This is a genomic window from Bacillus sp. 3103sda1 (assembly GCF_024159135.1).
In the GTDB taxonomy this organism is placed as follows: Bacteria; Bacillota; Bacilli; order Bacillales; family Bacillaceae_G; genus Bacillus_A; species Bacillus_A rhizoplanae.
Map to the genome: position 1 here is coordinate 3,627,151 of NZ_JAMYWS010000001.1, position 20,782 is coordinate 3,647,932.

Below are 20,782 nucleotides of genomic sequence, written 5' to 3' on the forward strand. Positions count from 1 at the left end.
ACAATCTCCTAACTTTTAATTCATAGCTATGATTACTGTTTGGTTACTCTTCGCTAAAAAGCATTACCACTATTGTAAAGGAGAGCTACACAGATGTCTAAATATTAACCAAAGCTTTAAAAGATATTATCTCTGCTCCCCTAAACAAAAAGAAGCCGTACAAACGGCTTCTTTTTGTTATTAATTATCATCCATTTTCAATACAGCCATAAATGCTTCTTGCGGTACTTCTACGGAACCAACGGACTTCATACGCTTCTTACCTTCTTTTTGTTTCTCAAGAAGTTTACGTTTACGAGAAATGTCACCGCCGTAACATTTTGCTAATACGTTTTTACGCATCGCTTTAATTGTAGAACGCGCCACAACTTTATTTCCGATTGTCGCTTGTATAGGCACTTCAAACTGCTGTCTTGGAATTAACTCTTTTAACTTTTCTACAATTACTTTTCCACGGTCATATGCTGAGTCACGATGCACAATGAAAGATAGCGCATCGACTTGCTCACCATTCAATAAAATATCCATCTTCACAAGCTTAGACGGTTTATAACCAATTAGCTCGTAATCAAAGGATGCATATCCTTTCGTATTCGACTTTAATTGATCGAAGAAATCATATACGATTTCAGAAAGTGGAATTTCATACGTCAAAGTAACGCGCGTTTCATCTAAATATTGCATATCAATAAACGTACCACGTTTTCTTTGGCAAATTTCCATAACTGCTCCAACATAATCGTTTGGAACCATAATAGATGCTTTTACATACGGTTCTTCCACACGATCAATAGATTGCGGATCTGGCATGTTAGATGGGTTATCAACTATCATGTCTTCACCGTTTGTTAAATATACTTTATAAATAACACTTGGTGCTGTTGTAATTAAATCAATTTTAAATTCACGTTCAATACGTTCTTGAATGATTTCCATATGAAGTAAGCCTAAGAATCCACAGCGGAAACCAAATCCAAGTGCTTGAGACGTTTCTGGTTCAAATTCAAGAGCAGAGTCATTTAATTCTAGCTTTTCTAATGCATCACGTAAATCATTATAACGTGCAGAATCAATTGGATATAAACCACAGAATACCATTGGGTTTAATTTACGATACCCTGGTAAAGGTTCTGTCGCTTGACGTTTTGCATGTGTAATCGTATCACCTACACGCGTATCACCAACATTTTTAATTGATGCGGCTAAGAAGCCTACATCACCTACTGTTAATTCTTCACGCTGCGTTGTTTTCGGTGTGAACACACCTACTTCTGTTACTTCAAACTCTTTACCTGTTGCCATCATACGTACTTTATCGCCAACTTTTACTGTACCGTTTACAACACGGATATAAGCAATTACACCGCGGTACGGATCATATAAAGAGTCGAAAATCATACATTGTAACGGTTCTTCCGAATCACCTGCTGGAGCTGGTACTTTTTCAACGATTTGTTCTAAAATCTCTTCAATACCAATCCCCGCTTTTGCAGAAGCAAGCACAGCTTCTGATGCATCTAAGCCAATTACATCCTCTACCTCTTGACGAACGCGCTCTGGATCAGCGCTCGGCAAGTCAATTTTATTAATAACCGGCAAAATTTCTAAATTATTATCTAATGCTAAATATACGTTTGCTAATGTTTGCGCCTCAATCCCTTGCGCTGCATCAACAACAAGTATCGCACCTTCACATGCCGCTAAACTACGAGATACTTCATACGTAAAATCGACATGCCCTGGTGTATCAATTAAGTGGAGAATATATTCTTCTCCATCTTTCGCTTTATACGTTAATTGTACTGCATTTAATTTAATTGTAATTCCACGCTCACGCTCTAAATCCATAGAGTCAAGTAACTGTGCTTTCATTTCGCGTTGTGTTAACGCATTTGTTTTCTCTAAAATGCGGTCTGCCAACGTTGACTTTCCGTGGTCAATGTGAGCAATAATGGAAAAGTTACGAATTTTAGACTGCCTTTTTGCTCTTTCTTCTTTATTCATCTATTTTCTCACTCCTACTAATCTCGCCAATATACACTAGCACTGATTATATCAATACAAGGGCAAAGATTCAATGAAAACTGGTGCAGCGTTATAAGCAAGTGCTCTTACTTTTATCATATGCAATCCGTAAACAATAGACAAACCTTTTCTATCATGAAGAAAAGCTACCCTACTCTTAAGTAAGATAGCCGCTTCTTTACGCTTCAAATGAAAAGAAACTTCCACCAGTGGGGGTTTCTTTTTATCCCCCACTGGTGGTTAGCTAATCGAGCTCTTACGGACGTTATCCCCCACCTATCTTCTTTGTTTTCTCAGAATTTTAAAGTGGGAGTCTTACTGTCCAAAAGTAGCGGGATTAATGAAATGCACCTTTCATTTTGTCAACAATGGTATATGTTATACTGCGAACTACATTTTGCACCAATAAAGTCAATCCTTTTCCCATGCTCTCTAGCATATTAAAACTTTTTAATTCTTCTAGTTGTTTTTGTTTTTCCTCAATGGAAAATGTTTCTCCAAGAATTGTTCTTTCTACATCCTCGCGGTCTGTTTCTGTTATGTGAGCAATTTGCTCATATGTTGGATTGTTATAGCCTTTCATCCGTTTTAACCCGCTATTGGCAACTTGCATACCCGCTAACGTTATAAGAAATAGACCAATAACGAGAAGGATACATTTACGTGTAAATTGCTCCAATTCTTATTTCTCCTTTTACAATCAATGCGTATATGCCCCTGTATTATCTTGATCAACTTGGTGATGAAGCGCTGCGTTCAAACCACTCGCAATGAGATTAGCCATATCTTCAATAAACGCATCCACTTCTTTTGGTGTTACCATTAAATTATGTCCGAGCGGCGCTAACACTTCATAAATTAACTTTCGCTTCTCTTCTTCCTCAAGCGTACCAACAGCTCCCAAAAACATATTACGGCTTTTTTCATCCGGCATATCTTCTTCTGTAAGCTTTTTCTTCTCACCAAAGGTAAATCCAGCCGGAAGTAAAGAACGGGCCGGCTTTCCACCCTCTCGCATCTCACGCCCAAAATGTTTTAAAATGAAATCAATTGTATCACTTGTAATTGAAACCGCATCAACAACAGTTGGGACACCAATTGCAATAACTGGTATACCTAGCGTCTCTTTACTTAACTCTTTTCGTTTATTCCCAACACCAGAACCAGGATGAATACCCGTATCCGAAATTTGAATGGTACTATTCACTCGTTCAATAGACCGAGCAGCAAGCGCATCAATTGCAATCACAAAGTCTGGTTTCGTTTTTTCAATGACTCCATAAATCATATCGCTCGTTTCAATACCTGTAATGCCCATAACTCCCGGTCTAATCGCACTGACAGGACGAAAACCTTCCTCGATACTTTCCGGCTGCAACTTAAATAAATGGCGTGTGACAAGTACATTTTCTACAACAATTGGCCCTAATGCATCCGGTGTTACATTCCAGTTACCAAGACCAACAATTAAGCAGCTCGCTTCCTTTTCAATTCCAATTTCCTCCATAAAGTACGAAAACTCTTTTGCAAAAATCCCCTCTACCCTTTGTTGTAACTCCGTATCTTGCTGACGAATCCCTTGTACTTCTAAGGTTAAATAATTCCCTGGTTTCTTTCCCATCGCCTCAACAGCACTTTCATCAATCGTCACCTTTGTAATCGTAATACCATCTTCTTCGCGCTCTTTTACAATTACACCTTGAATAGCAGTTTTTTCTTCTTGCTGCTCTTGCAGCATTTGATGGGCTTCTAATGCAAGATCTGTTCTTATCGCATATTTACTTAAATCAAGCGGTTCACGCATACAATCTCCTCCACTACTTATAATAAATATTCATTAGAATTCCCCAAATCATTTTTAGTCATTCTTTTCCTATATTGAAATTTCATCGATCTCACTATTGCAATTCTCTTCTCCGTTTGATAGAATATCACTTGTTCTATGTAAGTATCGAGTCACTCGATCGCACCAGGGAGGTGAAATATATGGCAAACATTAAATCTGCTATCAAACGTGCTAAACTTAGCGAAGAGCGTCGTGCACATAACGCTTCTATCAAATCTGACATGCGTACAGCTGTTAAAACTGTAGAAGCTTTAGTTAACAATAACGATCTTGAAACAGCGAAAGAAGCATACAAAGTAGCTTCTAAAAAACTTGACAAAGCAGCTCGTAAAGGTCTTATCCACCAAAACGTTGCAGCTCGTCAAAAATCTCGCTTAGCGAAACAAGTAAACGCGTAAGCGTTTAAAAAAACGATCCGTCTGGGTCGTTTTTTATTTTCCTAAAAAAATGTTCATGTAGTTATTTACATGAACATTTTTCCACTATCCAATATGATTTAAACGCATTAGAAAAAATTCTAGTACAAGGCGTTTATCCATTCTTCCTGTTTTCATATTATAATCTGCTTCAGCAAGTTCATGAATCACTCGCTTTAACGCTTCAAATGAAAAGAAATTCGTTTGATTCATAGCCAATTTCACGCGATACGGGTGCACACCAATATGCGATGCAATTTGATTTTGCCCATAACCACGCTGCTGAAGTTCTTTCACTTGATATAATAAACGAAACTGACCTACAAGAAGCGCAAGTAGTTTAATCGGCTCTTCTTGCTGTGTAAATAATCCTTCTAAAATACGCATGGCACCTGCAATATCTTTTTTTATCACCTTTTCTGTTAAGGCGAACACATTTTGTTCAACAGACTTTGGAACAAGCTCTGCTACAAGACTTGTAGTAATTTCTCCGCCTATCCCGACATATAATGTAAGCTTATTCATTTCTTGCGCAAGCATCGTTACATTGCTTCCAACAAGCTCCAATAGTAAACTAGCTGCCCCTTCCTCTATATGAATATGCATTTCTTCCGCACGGCTTACAATCCATTTACGTACATCTTGTACTTGCATTGCATTTGCCTCTACTACATCCGCTGTTTTTTTCAAGAGCTTTGTAATTTTTTTACGCTCGTCCAATTTTTCAAAAGGAGCGATAAATACAAGAATAGAAAATGGTGAAGGTTCAGCAATGTATTCCTCTAAAATTTTTACGTTTTGCTCAATTTTTGCTTTTTGCGATGTTAAAAATAACGGTGATTTCACAACGATAATTTTACGATCTCCAAAAAAAGGAAGTGTCTTTGCATCTTCAACTACTTCTTCTATATATCCTTCTTCTAAGTCATAGGTAACAACGTTGAACTCACGGTCTTCTTCAGGTAAGGCTTCTGATGTCAAAAGCTGAAGCGTTTCATTTATAAAATATGCCTCTGTTCCATATAACAAATATAATGCGGCAAATTGCTTTTTCTTTATTTTTTTATGTACATCACTCATGTAATTTCCTACTCCCTAAAACTTTATATACTTATAGTAATGTGACAACTACCGTTTTACAAGTGCAAAGGAACAGGCGGCTACCCGTTCCTTGATCTATATAAAACGTTACAAAATAAGCCCCGGGAATCTTATTTTGTAACGGTGATCACCTTGATTTTATTGTTTGCACCTGCCTTATCAACTATGAATGACAACTGTTAGCACACTTGGAAAAGCATTGATAAAGTGAAACTTCCATCAGTGGAGGCTGTTTTCCATTGTTGGTTATTTGAACCAATCGGACTTTTACGGACAGGTATTCCCAGCTCTCTCAGAATCTTGAGTTGAGAATTTTTACTGTCCACGAATAACAGGATAAATTGTAGATTTTTTTCTGACAATATTTTATACTAAAATGGAATGTTGGGAGGGATTCAAAGATGAATGAATTTGAAAAAAACGTTCAAAGTAAGCGTAACGACGCTACTGATTCAGGGGTAGGCTTTATAGTTTCATTCGGATTTTTTACCACATTATTTATCATCGCAACAGTCATTAAATTTATCGGTTCTTAAAGACTGCATGTGGCAGTCTTCTTTTTTTCTGTGTTTCATCATATGTTAACTTACTGCGAAACGTTCCCGTCTCCCCTTGAAAAACATAAGAAATTGCCCCTTGTTCATCCGTTCTCCACACTTCAATTCCGCGCTCCCTTAAACGCTCTAACACTTCGATATGCGGATGTCCATAACGATTGTTTTCTCCAACAGAAATAACGGCTGTTTTCGGCTGCACTATACCCAAAAACTGTTGTGAAGATGACGTTTTACTACCATGATGTCCAACTTTTAAAACGTCTGCATGCAGCTCTGGATACCATTGTATAAGACGCTTCTCACCTATTTCTTCTAAATCACCTGTAAATAACCATGTTAGTCCTCCTATTTTTGTCCAAATCACAATAGATTGATCATTATCTTCTTTTTCTTCTCCTTCTGGGGATAATACCGAGAACACCGCATCTCCAGCCTTCCAGCTGTCTCCTCTTTCTACAATTCGAATAGGTATGTTCTTTTGCACAGCAAGCTGCTTTATTTGTTGTTCAGGTAAAGAGAATTTTATTTTCTTCCCTAGCACAACCTCTTTCACAGCAATGGATTGCATTACTTCTTTGGCTGCTCCCATGTGATCCATATCTCCATGTGTCACAATTAATTTATCAATCATTTGCACACCCTCTTTTTGTAAAAATGGAATGAGAATATCATGTCCAACAGAAAATTCATGTTTTTTCTGTTGCCATTCTTCTTTCTTTACTGGAAGTGTCCCACCCGTATCAATTAAATACGTTCCTTGATTGTATGGGAGACGAATCAAAATCGCATCCCCTTGCCCAACGTCAATATAAGTAATACTTCCGTTTGCATTCACACATGGAAATGCATAATGACATATACTAAGCAGAAAAAAGCTCGATAGAAACAACATGCGATATTTTCTCCAAATAAGTCCCTCCCATGATAAAAGGACACTTACAATACTCATGCAATATAACATAACGATAAATGGCGGTGTTTGTCCAAAGGTAAGACGTACAAACGGTAAAGCTTCGCACATTTGGAGCATCACATTCGAAACGTGTATACATAGAGACAATATGTGAGCTAACCACTGCGACACAATTGGGAGAAATACTATACATATAAGAAGCACAATGCACATAGGTAAAACAAATAAAGATAAAAACGGGACATAGATCATATTAAGAAGAATACTGTAAGGAGAAAAATGCCCAAAGTGATAAAGCAAAATAGGCGTACTTGTTAACTGGGAAATAACCGAAAGATACATAGAATTTTTTACTATACCATTTTCACTAGCTAGAAGCCGTGACGAAGATAATAAAAGGGAAAAACTTCCTACGAACGAAAACTGAAATCCAATGTCAAATAGTACATACGGATTATAAAAAAGCATAATCATCAATGTCATACTTAAAGCATCTATCCCCGAGACTCGGATTGCTTGCGTGAGTGCTCCTAGCACAATAACAGCAGCTATAGATGCTCGTACAACAGATGGTGAGGTCCCTGCACAAAACATATACAGCGGAATACAAACGAGTAGGAGCATCGTCGTACTTTCACGTGTCATACCAATTCGAAGTGATACAAAATAACACATTGCAGTTAACAGAACAATATGCGATCCTGATATCGCCAATAAATGAACAAGTCCAAACTGTTGATACTGTTCCTCTACCTCAAACGTCATATATTGACGATCACCAAACAATAAAGCATTCATAAAGGCTCCTGACTGCCCAGAAAACGTTTCCCCTATATAAGAAATAGCTGATTGCCTCACTGAATATAACCAATGAATAAAGGAAATATCTTTTTGCACACAATTCGAGATTGATTCAACCTCAAAAAGAGCATGAATATGCTGTTTATATAAATAATCCTTATAATCAAACGCATAAAAATTCCGAGGGGGTGGTGGCTCTTTCAAAGTGCCGGTAAACGCACACACCATACCAGGATGTAATTGCTTTAATTCTTCTTTTAATTTACGAGATGGAATTTTGTAAACCAACTGCACTGTTTCATTACTTTCCATTCCTAACTGAAAAGAAAGACGATTTCCGTTTATAAGTGGTGTACTTTGAATTGTACCTGTTACGTTTGTTTCACGAAAAGAGAGCATAGAATGATTTTGTGTGTCTACGTAGATTGCGTATACATATGTAAGACCAAATACGAGGACAATCAAGGAGAGTATTGGAAGAGAAGTACGAGAAAAACAAATTAAACAATAGCAACCGAATATAAGAAAAGGAACGATAGAAAAAGAGGAATAAGCTGTTGCAATCCCAAAGATAACTGAGATTGCAACGTAGCTCCATTGCCCACGGAACACGTACTCACCTCACGGTTTATACCATATTTTTTGCCTGCAGTAATACTTGTTGCAACTGTTCCAACGTCATTTCGTCCGTTTCTAACGAAGACAAAAGCTGTTTTAGCTCCTGCATTTTCTGTTGTTCTTCCAATATTGTTACGTCAAATGCAAGAGGAACATGTTTTACTCTTACGTTGGCTTGCTCAAATAACTCAAGTGCATACGGATGGTTTTTATAATCTCGCGCATAATACACCGCTGTAATACCACTTTGAATAATTGCTTTACAGCATTGTAAACACGGAAAATGCGTAACATAAATTTCCGCTCCATCTGTTTTCGCACCAAATTTCGCACATTGCAGTATTGCATTCATTTCCGCATGAATTGTGCGCACACAATGATTATCGATCACATAGCACCCTTCATCTATACAATGCACACCGCCAGCAATCGATCCGTTATAACCACCAGCAATAATGCGTTTATCCCGCACAATTGTCGCTCCAACCGCAAGCCTTGTACACGTGCTGCGCAGTGATAACAAATGACTTTGTGTCATAAAATATTGATCCCAAGAAACTCGTTCCATTATCTTCACCTACTTTTTAATCTTCTTACAGTTTAGCGAAATAAGAAAAAAGTCGTCAATCATTTAAGGAACAATTATTTCATCTTTTATTTTTTCCAGCGATTTTTCACCAATCCCATCAACCTCCAATAAATCTTCTACTTTTTGAAACGGACCGTGCTGCTCGCGATATTTCATAATACTTTCTGCTTTTCTAGGACCAATGCCAGATATTTTTTCAAGTTGCTCCTTTGTCGCTGTATTAATTTGTATTTTCCCTTCCTGCAAGGAAAATTCATTCACAGTAGCAGTTTGTTCTCCTTTTTTTGGTACATAAATCATCATTTGATCTTGCACAAGCTGCGCTAAATTTACCTTTGTTACATCTGCTTCTGGCAAAAATCCGCCTGCCTTTTCAACACTATCTTTCACCCGATCTCCAATTTGTAATTCATACACCCCTTCACGATGCACAGCTCCTTTAACATCAACTATAATCGGTTTCGATTGCAGTTTAGAGTCTGTTACCTTTGTTTTCTCCTTCCTCTCTTCTATCTTAGAATTCGCTTCCACTTTCACTGCCGGTTGTTCTTGCCAACCTTTTGTTTGCCATACAAATAAAATACCGACAATACCAATTGCTGCAAACAAAACGAGCCACTTTCTTTGCAAATTCATCATCATTTTGCACCTCTAATTCATAAATTCAAAATAAACTTCATATTGTTTAGGAGAAAGATGTTACGAAGGAGGGGATGAAACATTGAACATAGGAATAATAGGAACAGGGAATATGGGGAATATACTCATTGATGCATGTATCGAAGCCCGGGCTGTCAAACCTTCGTGTCTTACTATCATTAATCGTACTTTCGCAAAAGCATATCATATAAAAGAGAAGTATCCTTCTATTCATATAGCAAAAACAATTCAAGAAGTAATTGAACGCTCTGAGCTGATTTTTATTTGTGTAAAACCATTCGATATATATCCTATTTTGACAAAGCATGCCTCTATTCTTACAAATGACAAATGTCTAGTTTCCATTACAAGCCCTATATCTACCGTACAATTAGAAACGATCGTATCCTGCCATGTTGCTCGTATTATCCCGAGTATTACAAATCGCGCATTAGCTGGTGTCTCCTTATGCACATTCGGAAAAAAATGCTCACAAGAATGGCAAACACTGTTATTGGAATTGTTTCAAAAAATCTCTAAGCCTATTATCATTGAAGAGAATATCACAAGAGTGGCATCTGATATCGTAAGCTGCGGTCCGGCATTTTTCAGCTATTTATTACAACGCTTTATCGACGCCTCTGTAGATGAAACAAATATTACACGTGAAGAAGCTACTATTTTAACGAGCGAAATGATTATTGGGATGGGAAAACTGTTAGAAAAACAAATTTTCACCTTGCCGGCTTTGCAGGAGAAAGTGTGCGTAAAAGGCGGTATAACAGGAGAAGGGATTCGCGTTTTAGAAGAACATATTGGAGATATGTTTAACAAGGTGTTAAAACGAACACATGAGAAGTATGAGGAGGATGTTGAGCACGTGGAACAGCAATTTAATAAGCATTAATATATCTCTTACGACAAAAACTACTATATTCCTTCATAAATGCTTTATTTTTTTGCGGTCTACCTTTATAAGTAAAAAAGCAACCATTCATACGGTTGCTTTTTTACTATGAATTCTTTTTAGCGACAAAGAAAATACGCTCTGTTTGTTCTGTTACTTCAGTTCTTTCGAAGTCTCCCGTTACGCGAAGAACAGTAAAACCAGCTTCTTCAAGCCATTTTGTCAATTCTTCAACAGGATATGTACGCTGCATATGCAACTCATCAAATCGATGATACACATCCTCCTCTTCATCTCGTACAAAAAATGTTAAATCATGCTCAACGCTGTTTGTTTCTTCACCAGGAAAGCAGTTCCAAATGAGAGAAATTTCTTCTTCATTAACTGTATACGTTTCATTTTGAAATACGTGATGAATTTTATAAAGAGAGTGAACATCAAATAAAAATAAACCATCTTGATGCAAATGATGATAGACACGTCGAAACGTTTCTTGAACGCCTTCCCCTTGCAATACATAATTTAACGAATCACAAAAAATCGTCACGCAGTCAAACTCACCTGGAACATCCAACTCGCGCATATCCTGTTGATAAAAAGGAATAAAGTGACCTTCTTCACATAGCTTTTGCTGAGCGATTGTTAACATTTCTTCTGATAGGTCTACTCCCGTTACATCATATCCTTTTTTCACAAGGGGCAATGTGACATTCCCCGTTCCGCAAGCTACATCAAGAATTTTCGCATCTGTTTTACCAATTTGTTCTAAGCTTTGTTCCGTAAATTCCATCCATTTTTCATACGGGACATCATTCATTAGCTCATCATACAATAATGCAAATTGTTCGTATCTCATTGACCTAACTCTTCTGCGATATCTTCGCGCGGTACATCGCCCCAAAGACGTTCTAAGTTATAGTAATCACGCTCATCTTTATGGAATACGTGTACAACAACATCCCCAAGGTCAACTAACACCCAACGCGCTTCTTCAAAACCTTCCATGCGCTTTACATCAATGTGTACTTCATGTGCTTGTTCTTTAATTTCACGAGCGATTGCTTGTACTTGTTTATCAGAGTTACCATGGCAAATCACAAAATAATCCGCAAGCGGGGAAATCCCTTGCATATTTAAAACAACAATATCTTCTGCTCTTTTATCGTCAGCTGCTCGTGCTGCCAATACTAACAATTCTCTATCTTTCATTTCGTAAAGTCCTCCTTAATGACTGCATTATACGTTTGAAATGTTAATGGATAAATCGTTTGGTTCTTTTCCATTAAAAATTGTATTGTATGCTTTAAAGCATACAATAACGCTTGATTAATATCTTCTCGCGCCAGCTTCCGTGCTTCTTTAACGCCTGGAAACTTACGGCCGGGTTCAATATAATCCGCCACGTAAATCACTTTATCAAGCATTGTCATTTGTTCATGCCCACTCGTATGATACGTAATAGCTTGTAATATGTCAGCATCTGTAATACCGACTTCTTTTTCTACTAAATATGCCCCAACTGGTGCATGCCATAATTCTTTATTATAATGCAACAAGTCTTTTGGTAAATTTTCTCGTTTAATAATTTCTTCCATTTCTGAAATCGGTCTACACTTTGCATAATCATGAAAAATCGCTGCCATCTCGGCCTTTTTCTCGTCAACACCATATTGCTTTGCGAGTTCAATGGCCGTTTCCATAACACCAATTGTATGGATATAACGCTTTTCATGCATTTGTTGTTTCACAATTTCAAGTGCTCGCTTACGATCCATATAACCCATTCCTCTCAATGTATTCCTGTACCTCTTTTGGAAGTAAATATTTGCATGTCTTCTTCTTTGTAAAACGTTCACGTAAAAGTGATGAAGAAACAGCGAATTCTGGAATTTCCACCTTTGCAATTTTATAAGGAGTAGAAAGTGTATAACCAGGACGAGCAACGCCGACAAACGTAACGAGCTTCAATAATTCATCGATGTTATACCACTTTGGTAAGTATTCAACCATATCCCCGCCAATAATAAAATGGAATTGTACGTCTGGATGCTCCTTTGTCAATTGTAACATAGTGTCATACGTATAAGATGGGCCTTCTCGTTCAAGCTCTGCTAAACAAACAGAGAAGTGCATTTCTTGTTCGATTGCTAAATGGATCATTTCTAAACGATTACGTACACTTGTAACTTCCCTATCTCGTTTATGAGGGGGGATTTGATTCGGTAGAAACCAGACCTCATCAAGTTGCAATGCATCATACACTTCATTTGCAATTAACAAATGTCCATTATGAGGCGGGTCAAATGTCCCGCCAATAATCCCGATTCTCTTCAAAGAAAACGCCCCTTTACCTTGTTCTTACAGGCAATAGATCTCGCCCAAAACTTCTAATGCGTTAAAGAAGCAAGATACCTATAAGAACCCGATTGGTTCAACGAACTGTGATTGGAATAAAATTCCCTGAGATCGTTACTTTGTTTTTGGTAACACAATACGTTTATTTTCTTTTGATTCTTTATATAAGACGATTGTGTTTCCGATTACTTGTACAAGCTCTGCTTTTGCACCTTCCGAAAGCTCTTCTGCTACTTCATGACGATCAAATTCACAGTTTTGCAGTACACTAATTTTCATTAGCTCGCGCACTTCTAGCGCTTCTGCAATTTGCTTTATCATATTTTCATTTACTCCACCTTTACCAACTTGAAAAATTGGTGTTAAGTGATGTGCCTCAGCACGTAAAAATCTTTTTTGTTTTCCTGTTAACATGTATTTAGCCTCCAAGCTTTTTCATTACTATTTGTTTCATTCGTTCTATATCAGGTAAGCGTCCCGTCCAAATTTCAAATGCAAGCGCCCCTTGAAATACAAACATATCAATGCCATTTTGCACAATTGCTCCATGCGCCTTCGCATCTTGCAGCAATTTCGTTTCAAATGGATTATAAATAATATCAGACACAATGCTTCCTTTTTTTAAATCACGAATGCGTAGTGGTGTATCTTCTACGTGCGGGTGCATACCTACTGTCGTTGTATGGATAATGATATCATACAGTGCTTGTTTGTCTGTTGCTTCTTCTAAGGAAAGCGCCAAAGACATAACTTCACTTCTACAATCTGTAATAAGCTGCTCTGCTTTCTCTACTGTACGATTCGCAATGTCAATTTCTTTCACACCAGCAGCCGCAAGTGAATAATAAATCGCACGACACGCCCCACCAGCTCCAAGCAGTAAAATACGTTTGTTCGTTAATGGCTCTTTACTAATAGATTGCAATGAACGAACATACCCTATTCCATCTGTATTATAACCAATTAATTTTCCTTCTTTATGAAGCACTGTATTTACCGCACCGATTTGTTCTGCTAACGGGTCAATTTCGTCTAAATGCTGCATAATCGAAACCTTGTGCGGCGTTGTCACATTAAATCCAATAACTCCAAGTGCCTTCAATCCTTTCACCGCTTCGCCTAATTCACTCTCCTGAACGAGAAAAGCATGATAATGTGCATCCATCTCTAAATATGTAAACGCATCATTATGCATAAGCGGCGATAAGGAATGTCCAATTGGATTTCCAATTACACCATATAATTGTTTCACAAGTCCTCACCACTTTAGATTAAAGATTTACGTAATGAAACACTAACTCCTTTTGGTACATGCGCTGCAATTTTTGCGCCAGCTTCATTCACTGTTACCCATCCTAAACCTGAAAATACAACATCGGTTTTCGGTTCATGAATTGTAAACTCATATTTTACAAGCTCTGGCATGTTCTCAAGTTCTTCTGGTGTTGGTGGATTTAATAGTTCTCCAGCATGTTTTTCATACAATGCATCTGCTTTTTCAAGCTTCGTGCGATGAATTGTAAGTCGATTGGATAAATGACAAGTAAATGAACGACGACCACCGCTTATATAATCAAATCGTGCTAATCCACCAAAGAATAACGTTTGTTCTTCATTAAGTTGAAATACCATCGGCTTAATTTCTTTTGTTGGAGTAATTATTTTTAAGCTTTGCTTTCCAACGTAATGCGCCATTTGATGATGATTAATAATACCTGGTGTATCATATAAAGATGAAGTTTCATCTAATGGAATATCGATTAAATCCAGCGTTGTACCAGGGAAATGTGATGTCGTAATAACATTTTCCGTTTCCTCACTAAACTCTTTAATGATACGGTTAATAAACGTTGATTTCCCAACGTTTGTACATCCAACAACATAAACATCTTTTCCATCACGATATTGTTCAATTGCGCTTGCAAGCTCATCAATACCTTGACCTTTCGCTGCACTAATTAAGAAAACATCTTCTGGCTTTAACCCAAGTTGTTTTGCACTATAGCGCATCCAATGTGTTAGCTTTTCTGGTTTCACTGATTTTGGAATTAAGTCCGCTTTATTGCCGACAAGAAGTACTTTATTATTTCCAACAAAACGGTGTAAACCAGGTAGCCAGCTTCCGCTAAAATCAAAAATATCAACAATTTTAACAACTAACGCATCAGATTGTCCAATTCCATTTAAAATGCGTAAAAAATCATCATCTGTTAATGACACATCTTGAATTTCATTGTAATGCTTTAAACGAAAACAACGCTGACAAATGATATGTTCTTTCTCTAACGAAGAAGCTGGTGCATAACCAACTTCATTTTTATTTTCTGTTTGGATTGCAACACCGCATCCAATACATTTAAACGTCTCAGTCAAGCTTTATTCCTCCCAATTAATTAAACCTTTTTTCTTCATATTACGCATAATTCTACGCTCAATTTTCCGGTTAAAACGAGTCATAAACCCATCTGTTTGTGCAACTGGAACAACTAAAATCGTGTGCAGTCCAACACGATTACCTCCAAGCACATCCGTTAATAATTGATCTCCAATTACAACTACTTCTTCAGCACGCAGATTCATTTTCGTTAGCGCTCGTTTAAAAGCACGAACAAGCGGCTTACGTGCACTATGAATAAACGGAATACCAAGTGGATCAGCAAAATCTTTTACACGTTGTTCGTTATTATTCGAAACAACTGTCACTTGAATGCCGTGTTCTTTCATTTTTGCAAACCACTCTTCTAATTGCGGCGTCGCATTCGGACGATCCCATTCAATCAAGGTATTATCTAAATCAGTAATAATCCCTTTTATACCTCGATTTTCCAATTCTTCAGGTTGAATATGATACACGTTTTTCACGTATTCATTCGGTAAAAATAAACTCAATCTCTTTCACCTCTTTGAGGGGTTTTGTAAAGTTCAACTTCTCTTTTTGAGAGCGATTTTCTCTCAAAAAGGGTTAGTTGAACTTATCGGGCTCTTACAGGAAGTTATTCTTCTCGTAACTTCCACTGCTACTGCCCGTTAGTAGCAGGATAAATCTTCTAACGGCTACTGTCCGTTAAAGTTGGATAAAATTTTTCGACAGCATTTTTCGATTGCGTACCTGTGGATAAACTTGTACACAATTTCCACATTGAAGTTTCAGTTAATTCTAAAATTACCAACAATTATTACACATCTTATCCACGATAGCATGTGGATAACCAACAGATTGTGATATAAGACAAATTTTGGTACATTAAATGAGACAAACTTACCTTTTTCGCAGGAGGTGAACCGCCTTGACGGCGAAACATATGGAAAAGTTATCTACTGAATTACTCACTGAGTCTTATTATAAAGCAAAAGAATTAAAATTAAATCCCGACTTCATTTTACTTATTAAACAAGAAATCATTAGACGCTCACTAGAGGACAAGCTTTTGAAATCGTCTTAAATACATATACAGTGAAGCTTCCATAGGTGAACTATTACCCGCTTATGATTAGTTGACCGGATCGCCTTAATAAGCTCTATATATTAAGGTTAGAGCTTTACTGCTCAGTCAGTGCAAAACAGATACTGCTTCACTTGTAAAAAGAGCCATCTATAAGACGGCTCTTTTATTATAAAGTGAAACGAGCTATATAAAAGCTGCTTCTTTTATAATCGAGTTGCGACTTTTTCACCAACACGAACCTCTTGTCCACTAGTTAATGATTGAACTACTTCAATCATATCTTTTTCAAATAATAGAACGACTGTAGAGCCAAATGTAAAGTAAGCCATCTCTTCACCTTTTTGAATGACTTCTCTCTCATGCAACAGTTCAATACTATTAACAAACATTGCGCCTACTTTAACAAGAGCTAACCGCGCCCCCTCACTCTCCATTTCAGTTACAGAGCGATAGTTTTTGGATAACGTATCTTTTCCATATTTCATACCTGCTGCATTAACAGGATAGGATTTCCTTCCAAGTACAAAACGTTCTGTCACTGCACCTGAAAGCGGGCTATGAATACGGTGATAATGGCTTGGACTTAAATAAATAACCATATATGTACCACCCGCGTAGCGCGCTGCTCGTTCTTCCGTACCAAGCATATCTACAATAGAATATTGTTTCCCTTTAATTTCAAATATTTTTGCCTGATCAATAGGACCGTGATCTGCAAAAACACCATCAACCGGACTCACAACGCTGGATACTTCTGTATCAATTGCTCGTTTTCCCTGTTTTAATTTACGCGTAAATAATTCATGCAGCGTTCCGTACTCTTTTAAATCCTTCTCCATCTCATCTTGCCTAATTTGAAATACTTTCGCATAAGACGGAATAATAATCGAGCTTAAACGCGACTGCGCAAATTTACGCAATACATAGGACGTAAAACGACCGTTTGTAAGTTCAATCAATAATCGATATAACGTACGTCGCAAACTGCGAAACCCCCTACTATGATATATAATTTTCTAATAAGACTATTACATGTAGTTTTTCCTATTTTTGTTTCTATATCATAAATTATTAGCACCTTTTAATATTACAGATAGAACCCATCATTTTCAACCGTGAACATAGATTTATCAAAGGAGTTTCATTTTATCCAAAAAGAAAAGTGCCTGCTTTCGAATAAAATCAGGCACTTTCCATCTTTAAGATTTCCCCTTCTTCTCTTTTTCTGCACGAACAAATTCATGAAACATCTTCATTAATGCCCTCTTCTCAATACGCGATACATAGCTCCGCGATATACCAAGTGCTTTCGCAATCTCCCGCTGCGTTTTCTCTTTCTCCATGCCAAGACCAAATCGGTTTACAATTACTTCTTTTTCCCGTTCATCTAATATATCGATATACTCTTTAATTTTCTCAAGCTCCATACTCAGTTGAATGGTGTCAATCACATCTTCTGATTCTGACTTTAAAATATCTATTAAAGAAATTTCATTCCCTTCCTTATCTTGCCCGATTGGATCATGAAGAGAAACATCTTTTTTTGTTTTCTTTAATACGCGTAAGTGCATTAAAATTTCATTTTCAATACATCGAGCAGCATACGTTGCCAATTTTGTTCCCTTTCCTTGCGAATAGCTTTCAATCGCTTTAATTAAACCAATCGTACCGATGGAAATTAAATCTTCTGCATCTTCTCCTGTATTTTCAAATTTCTTCACAATATGTGCCACAAGACGTAAATTATGTTCGATGAGGAGATTTCTGGCGTGCGCATCTCCTTGCTCCATAAGCTCTAAGTACCTTCTCTCCTCATCAGGCGACAACGGCTGTGGAAATGCGTTATTTTTGACATACGATACGAAAATAAAAACTTCGCGAATCATATATCCAATTGCGGCGAACAGACTCAACCTCTTCACCTCCGCAAAAATAGTGGTCTTTCCTATATGTATGTGGGCGAGTGGTTGTTTGTGTCTGTACAACGCAAATATCAATTCTTGTCTTTTTCAAAGTCCGTTATCAAATCAAAACCTTTTTTATCATACATTTAGAGTCCCATCCAAATTACTTATTGAAGGGGATTGATGTTGGCATAAAGTGAAACTTCCATCAGTGGGGGTTTTCTTCATCCCCCACTGATGGAAAGCCTGCCCAATCGGGCGCATGCCAGCAGTTATCCCCCACCTATCTTCTTCACTCTTCTCTGAATCTTGAGGTGGGGGTCTTACTGCCCACGAATAGCGGGATAAAAATGATTGAAATTTATGCTGCTATTCGTGCCGAATCTCCTAACCCTAGATTTTGTTTCTAATCCTTATAGGACAGGAGGTGGAGGTGGAGGTGGAGGAGCTATTGGAGAGAAAGGAACAGGTGAAGTTATAGGACTAGGTATCAACTGATTATGCAAGACGGTATTTCCCTCTTGCGGCACACCCGCAGCATTAGTCCCAAATGTATTGACGATGACACGTCTGATATGAGCAGGTGGGTGAGTAAAATTAGACGAAAAAGTAACAATCACTTCGTAGCAAGGACTTGGCAGATGTGCAGATTGTGGTGGAGATGCGTGAATCGTAAAAAGACCGCGTGGCGGAATCGTAAATGTAAGAGGTGTAAAAATCGATTGGACATTGTTAGGAGGAACGATATTAGTTTGCTGCGGTTGAACCCCTTGTGTTGATAAAGACGGATTGATAGCTTGTCCGGCTAGAAATCCAGCCTTAGCAAACTCTGTAGGATTCCACGTATTTTGCCAATCTAACACGGACACAGTGACCGTTTTGGATTCGTAGAAATCCTCATTCAAAAGCGTAACAACCACAATCTCAGTATTGGGATTTCTCAATATAGGTCCTGTTGTAAATACGTGTAATTTTTGTGGTCTTTGAGCTCCTGCAATCGGAACCGGAGACTCATACGGATGGAAAAATTTTTGATCTTTTGGGGGCAAGAATAAATAAACTCCTTTCTATTGAAATATACTATAAATATATGAAATAAAACTCCTTTTGCTTGTATCCTTGTCCATGTTTTTTCTAGCAAACCTCCGTATGTATCTCAGCTTCATATTAGATTGACACAGCACGTTGTTATCGAGAGTACAAATTATCTATTTTTTGTCTTTATATAACTATAGATTCATTTATATCATCACACACGATATCACTGTATTCCCCTCCCTATTCCCTTTACAAATAACAAAAAACGACTAGAATTTCTAGCCGTTTACTTCGTTTCACGATGTAATGTTACTCGCTTTAATCGCGGACAATATTTTTTTAGTTCAATACGCTCTGGATTGTTTCGTTTATTTTTCTTTGTAATATAATTGCGATCACCGCATTCTGTACAAGCTAATGTAATATTTACACGCATAAGTTTACACCTCCTAGAAAATTCATTCTTTGAAACAAAACGTAATCATTACGGTTTATATCATAAACTTTGTAATTCACTTTGTCAATTCTATAAAAAAACGGTTCTCCTTATTTGAAGAACTGATTCATTCTTCGATATATAATATCGATATAATCGAATTATAGTTTCATCACTTTTTCCCATTATAATCATTAAAACTGCAATCATACAGAAACTTATACAAAGAACGCAAAAAATACCTCGAATTCAACGATATAAAAAAGACAAATAACTGAAACAATTTGTTCATACGGAATTCACATCAATCAATTAGTATAGAAAATGTACATAGTTATAACAAACACTATGTGTGAAGGAGGACAGCCTAATGAAAACACGCTATCGCTTTATGATCTCATCATTCGCAGCATGCGCGTATATGATTTGGTATTTAGTTTAAGCAACCTTACCTTCCAAATAAGAAAAAGGTGTGTATATAATGGAATATAACCAAACAACAGTTGATTATTGGAAAGCATTTGTATTACCTTATACATTTGCTCTTGAAGAACTCAAAACAAAATTTGAAATTATGAACCGGGAAGCTCAGTTTCTAGAAGACTACAACCCGTTTGAACATATAAAAACACGATTAAAACAACCAAAAAGTATTATTAAAAAGCTAGAACGAAAAAACTTAGGACCAACTGTCGAAAACGCCCAACATCATTTATTCGATATTATTGGTATTCGAATTACATGTTGTTTCGTGGAAGATATTTACTATTTAAAAAATTTGATAGAAAAACGAACAGATATGGAAATCATAGAAGTTAAAGATTATATTGCAATGCCAAAACCAAATGGCTATAAAAGTCTCCATATGATTATTAAGTATCCATTAGCATTAAATTCAGGAACACAAGATGTTTTTGCAGAGATTCAATTACGTACGTTAGCAATGGATTTCTGGGCAAGTTTAGAACATAAAATGTATTATAAATATGAAGGAAATATCCCTGAATATTTAAAGCAGGAATTACATGATGCCGCTATGAAAGCTGAAGAACTTGACAATAAGATGGCATCTATCCGTCAAGATATTGATGATATTGAATCGTGTTCAGAGCGCATTTTATTACCTGTGTAAAAGGAGTTCTCGATTTTAGAGAACTTCTTTTTTATCCCGCATTAACGGGCAGTAAGACC

24 protein-coding genes are annotated in these 20,782 nt (G+C 37.1%); 5 read left to right on the forward strand and 19 right to left on the reverse strand.

Features of this window, described 5'->3' with window-relative positions; translation table 11 throughout:
* Nucleotides 1-180: 180 nt before the first annotated feature.
* The 3 genes from lepA to gpr all read right to left on the reverse strand — a co-directional run bounded on the left by lepA (nt 181) and on the right by gpr (nt 3,829).
* Nucleotides 181-2,004 (reverse strand): elongation factor 4, encoded by a 1,824-nt coding sequence (gene lepA, locus NKR74_RS18230; RefSeq protein ID WP_098307864.1) that lies wholly within the window; start codon nt 2,002-2,004, stop codon nt 181-183.
* Nucleotides 2,005-2,362: 358 nt separating this feature from the next.
* Nucleotides 2,363-2,704: a YqxA family protein gene (locus tag NKR74_RS18235; protein ID WP_253630435.1), complete on the reverse strand. Its 342-nt coding sequence runs from the start codon at nt 2,702-2,704 to the stop codon at nt 2,363-2,365.
* Nucleotides 2,705-2,725: 21 nt separating this feature from the next.
* Nucleotides 2,726-3,829 (reverse strand): GPR endopeptidase, encoded by a 1,104-nt coding sequence (gene gpr, locus NKR74_RS18240; protein WP_253630436.1) that lies wholly within the window; start codon nt 3,827-3,829, stop codon nt 2,726-2,728.
* 182 nt (nt 3,830-4,011) lie between these two features.
* On the opposite strand from gpr, the gene rpsT reads away from it, so the two are divergent.
* Nucleotides 4,012-4,269: a 30S ribosomal protein S20 gene (rpsT, locus tag NKR74_RS18245; protein WP_098307872.1), complete on the forward strand. Its 258-nt coding sequence runs from the start codon at nt 4,012-4,014 to the stop codon at nt 4,267-4,269.
* Between the two features lie 84 nt (nt 4,270-4,353).
* On the opposite strand, the gene holA is transcribed toward rpsT, so the two are convergent.
* The gene (holA, locus tag NKR74_RS18250) at nt 4,354-5,367 is read right to left on the reverse strand and encodes a DNA polymerase III subunit delta (RefSeq protein WP_098307874.1); all 1,014 of its coding nucleotides are present in this window, start codon (nt 5,365-5,367) and stop codon (nt 4,354-4,356) included.
* 422 nt (nt 5,368-5,789) lie between these two features.
* On the opposite strand from holA, the gene NKR74_RS18255 reads away from it, so the two are divergent.
* Nucleotides 5,790-5,924: a YqzM family protein gene (locus tag NKR74_RS18255; RefSeq protein WP_098307876.1), complete on the forward strand. Its 135-nt coding sequence runs from the start codon at nt 5,790-5,792 to the stop codon at nt 5,922-5,924.
* Here the strand turns inward: NKR74_RS18255 and NKR74_RS18260 are convergent.
* The 3 genes from NKR74_RS18260 to NKR74_RS18270 all read right to left on the reverse strand — a co-directional run bounded on the left by NKR74_RS18260 (nt 5,911) and on the right by NKR74_RS18270 (nt 9,508).
* Entirely contained in the window at nt 5,911-8,271 is a 2,361-nt protein-coding gene (locus tag NKR74_RS18260; protein WP_253630437.1) for a DNA internalization-related competence protein ComEC/Rec2, read from the reverse strand. The genes NKR74_RS18255 and NKR74_RS18260 overlap by 14 nt on opposite strands.
* 16 nt (nt 8,272-8,287) lie before the next feature.
* Nucleotides 8,288-8,845 carry a ComE operon protein 2 gene (locus NKR74_RS18265; RefSeq protein WP_253630438.1) on the reverse strand — a complete coding sequence of 186 codons (558 nt, stop codon included), beginning with the start codon at nt 8,843-8,845 and terminating at the stop codon, nt 8,288-8,290.
* A 63-nt stretch (nt 8,846-8,908) separates the two neighbouring features.
* Nucleotides 8,909-9,508 carry a helix-hairpin-helix domain-containing protein gene (locus tag NKR74_RS18270; protein WP_301287721.1) on the reverse strand — a complete coding sequence of 200 codons (600 nt, stop codon included), beginning with the start codon at nt 9,506-9,508 and terminating at the stop codon, nt 8,909-8,911.
* A 79-nt stretch (nt 9,509-9,587) separates the two neighbouring features.
* Here NKR74_RS18270 and comER point away from each other — a divergent pair, with 79 nt between their 5' ends.
* A complete protein-coding gene (comER, locus tag NKR74_RS18275) occupies nt 9,588-10,412 on the forward strand; it encodes a late competence protein ComER (protein ID WP_253630440.1) in 825 nt (274 codons plus the stop codon).
* A 106-nt stretch (nt 10,413-10,518) separates the two neighbouring features.
* On the opposite strand, the gene NKR74_RS18280 is transcribed toward comER, so the two are convergent.
* From NKR74_RS18280 to NKR74_RS18315, 8 genes are all read right to left on the reverse strand, one after another.
* Nucleotides 10,519-11,268 (reverse strand): class I SAM-dependent DNA methyltransferase, encoded by a 750-nt coding sequence (locus NKR74_RS18280; protein ID WP_098307886.1) that lies wholly within the window; start codon nt 11,266-11,268, stop codon nt 10,519-10,521.
* Nucleotides 11,265-11,621: a ribosome silencing factor gene (gene rsfS / locus NKR74_RS18285; protein WP_253630441.1), complete on the reverse strand. Its 357-nt coding sequence runs from the start codon at nt 11,619-11,621 to the stop codon at nt 11,265-11,267. Before rsfS ends, NKR74_RS18280 begins: the two co-directional genes overlap by 4 nt.
* Entirely contained in the window at nt 11,618-12,187 is a 570-nt protein-coding gene (gene yqeK / locus NKR74_RS18290; protein ID WP_253630442.1) for a bis(5'-nucleosyl)-tetraphosphatase (symmetrical) YqeK, read from the reverse strand. Before yqeK ends, rsfS begins: the two co-directional genes overlap by 4 nt.
* Nucleotides 12,177-12,746, reverse strand: coding sequence for a nicotinate-nucleotide adenylyltransferase (locus NKR74_RS18295; RefSeq protein ID WP_253630443.1), 570 nt, complete (start codon nt 12,744-12,746; stop codon nt 12,177-12,179). Before NKR74_RS18295 ends, yqeK begins: the two co-directional genes overlap by 11 nt.
* Nucleotides 12,747-12,881: 135 nt before the next feature.
* Complete coding sequence (gene yhbY / locus NKR74_RS18300; RefSeq protein ID WP_098307893.1) at nt 12,882-13,181, reverse strand: ribosome assembly RNA-binding protein YhbY; 300 nt, start codon at nt 13,179-13,181, stop codon at nt 12,882-12,884.
* 4 nt (nt 13,182-13,185) lie between these two features.
* A complete protein-coding gene (gene aroE, locus NKR74_RS18305) occupies nt 13,186-14,019 on the reverse strand; it encodes a shikimate dehydrogenase (RefSeq protein WP_253630444.1) in 834 nt (277 codons plus the stop codon).
* Between the two features lie 14 nt (nt 14,020-14,033).
* Complete coding sequence (yqeH, locus tag NKR74_RS18310; protein ID WP_253630445.1) at nt 14,034-15,140, reverse strand: ribosome biogenesis GTPase YqeH; 1,107 nt, start codon at nt 15,138-15,140, stop codon at nt 14,034-14,036.
* A gap of 3 nt (nt 15,141-15,143) precedes the next feature.
* Complete coding sequence (locus NKR74_RS18315) at nt 15,144-15,656, reverse strand: YqeG family HAD IIIA-type phosphatase (RefSeq protein WP_098307898.1); 513 nt, start codon at nt 15,654-15,656, stop codon at nt 15,144-15,146.
* A gap of 398 nt (nt 15,657-16,054) precedes the next feature.
* Here NKR74_RS18315 and sda point away from each other — a divergent pair, with 398 nt between their 5' ends.
* Entirely contained in the window at nt 16,055-16,210 is a 156-nt protein-coding gene (sda, locus tag NKR74_RS18320; RefSeq protein WP_141524996.1) for a sporulation histidine kinase inhibitor Sda, read from the forward strand.
* Nucleotides 16,211-16,416: 206 nt separating this feature from the next.
* Here sda and NKR74_RS18325 read toward each other — a convergent pair whose 3' ends face one another.
* The 4 genes from NKR74_RS18325 to rpmG all read right to left on the reverse strand — a co-directional run bounded on the left by NKR74_RS18325 (nt 16,417) and on the right by rpmG (nt 19,591).
* Complete coding sequence (locus NKR74_RS18325; protein ID WP_253630446.1) at nt 16,417-17,196, reverse strand: phosphatidylserine decarboxylase; 780 nt, start codon at nt 17,194-17,196, stop codon at nt 16,417-16,419.
* A gap of 216 nt (nt 17,197-17,412) precedes the next feature.
* Nucleotides 17,413-18,126 carry an RNA polymerase sporulation sigma factor SigK gene (sigK, locus tag NKR74_RS18330; RefSeq protein WP_098307902.1) on the reverse strand — a complete coding sequence of 238 codons (714 nt, stop codon included), beginning with the start codon at nt 18,124-18,126 and terminating at the stop codon, nt 17,413-17,415.
* Between the two features lie 404 nt (nt 18,127-18,530).
* The gene (locus tag NKR74_RS18335) at nt 18,531-19,166 is read right to left on the reverse strand and encodes a hypothetical protein (protein ID WP_253630447.1); all 636 of its coding nucleotides are present in this window, start codon (nt 19,164-19,166) and stop codon (nt 18,531-18,533) included.
* A gap of 275 nt (nt 19,167-19,441) precedes the next feature.
* Nucleotides 19,442-19,591 carry a 50S ribosomal protein L33 gene (rpmG, locus tag NKR74_RS18340; RefSeq protein WP_001265619.1) on the reverse strand — a complete coding sequence of 50 codons (150 nt, stop codon included), beginning with the start codon at nt 19,589-19,591 and terminating at the stop codon, nt 19,442-19,444.
* A gap of 481 nt (nt 19,592-20,072) precedes the next feature.
* Here rpmG and NKR74_RS18345 point away from each other — a divergent pair, with 481 nt between their 5' ends.
* A complete protein-coding gene (locus tag NKR74_RS18345) occupies nt 20,073-20,723 on the forward strand; it encodes a GTP pyrophosphokinase (protein WP_253630448.1) in 651 nt (216 codons plus the stop codon).
* The last annotated feature ends 59 nt before the right edge of the window (nt 20,724-20,782 follow it).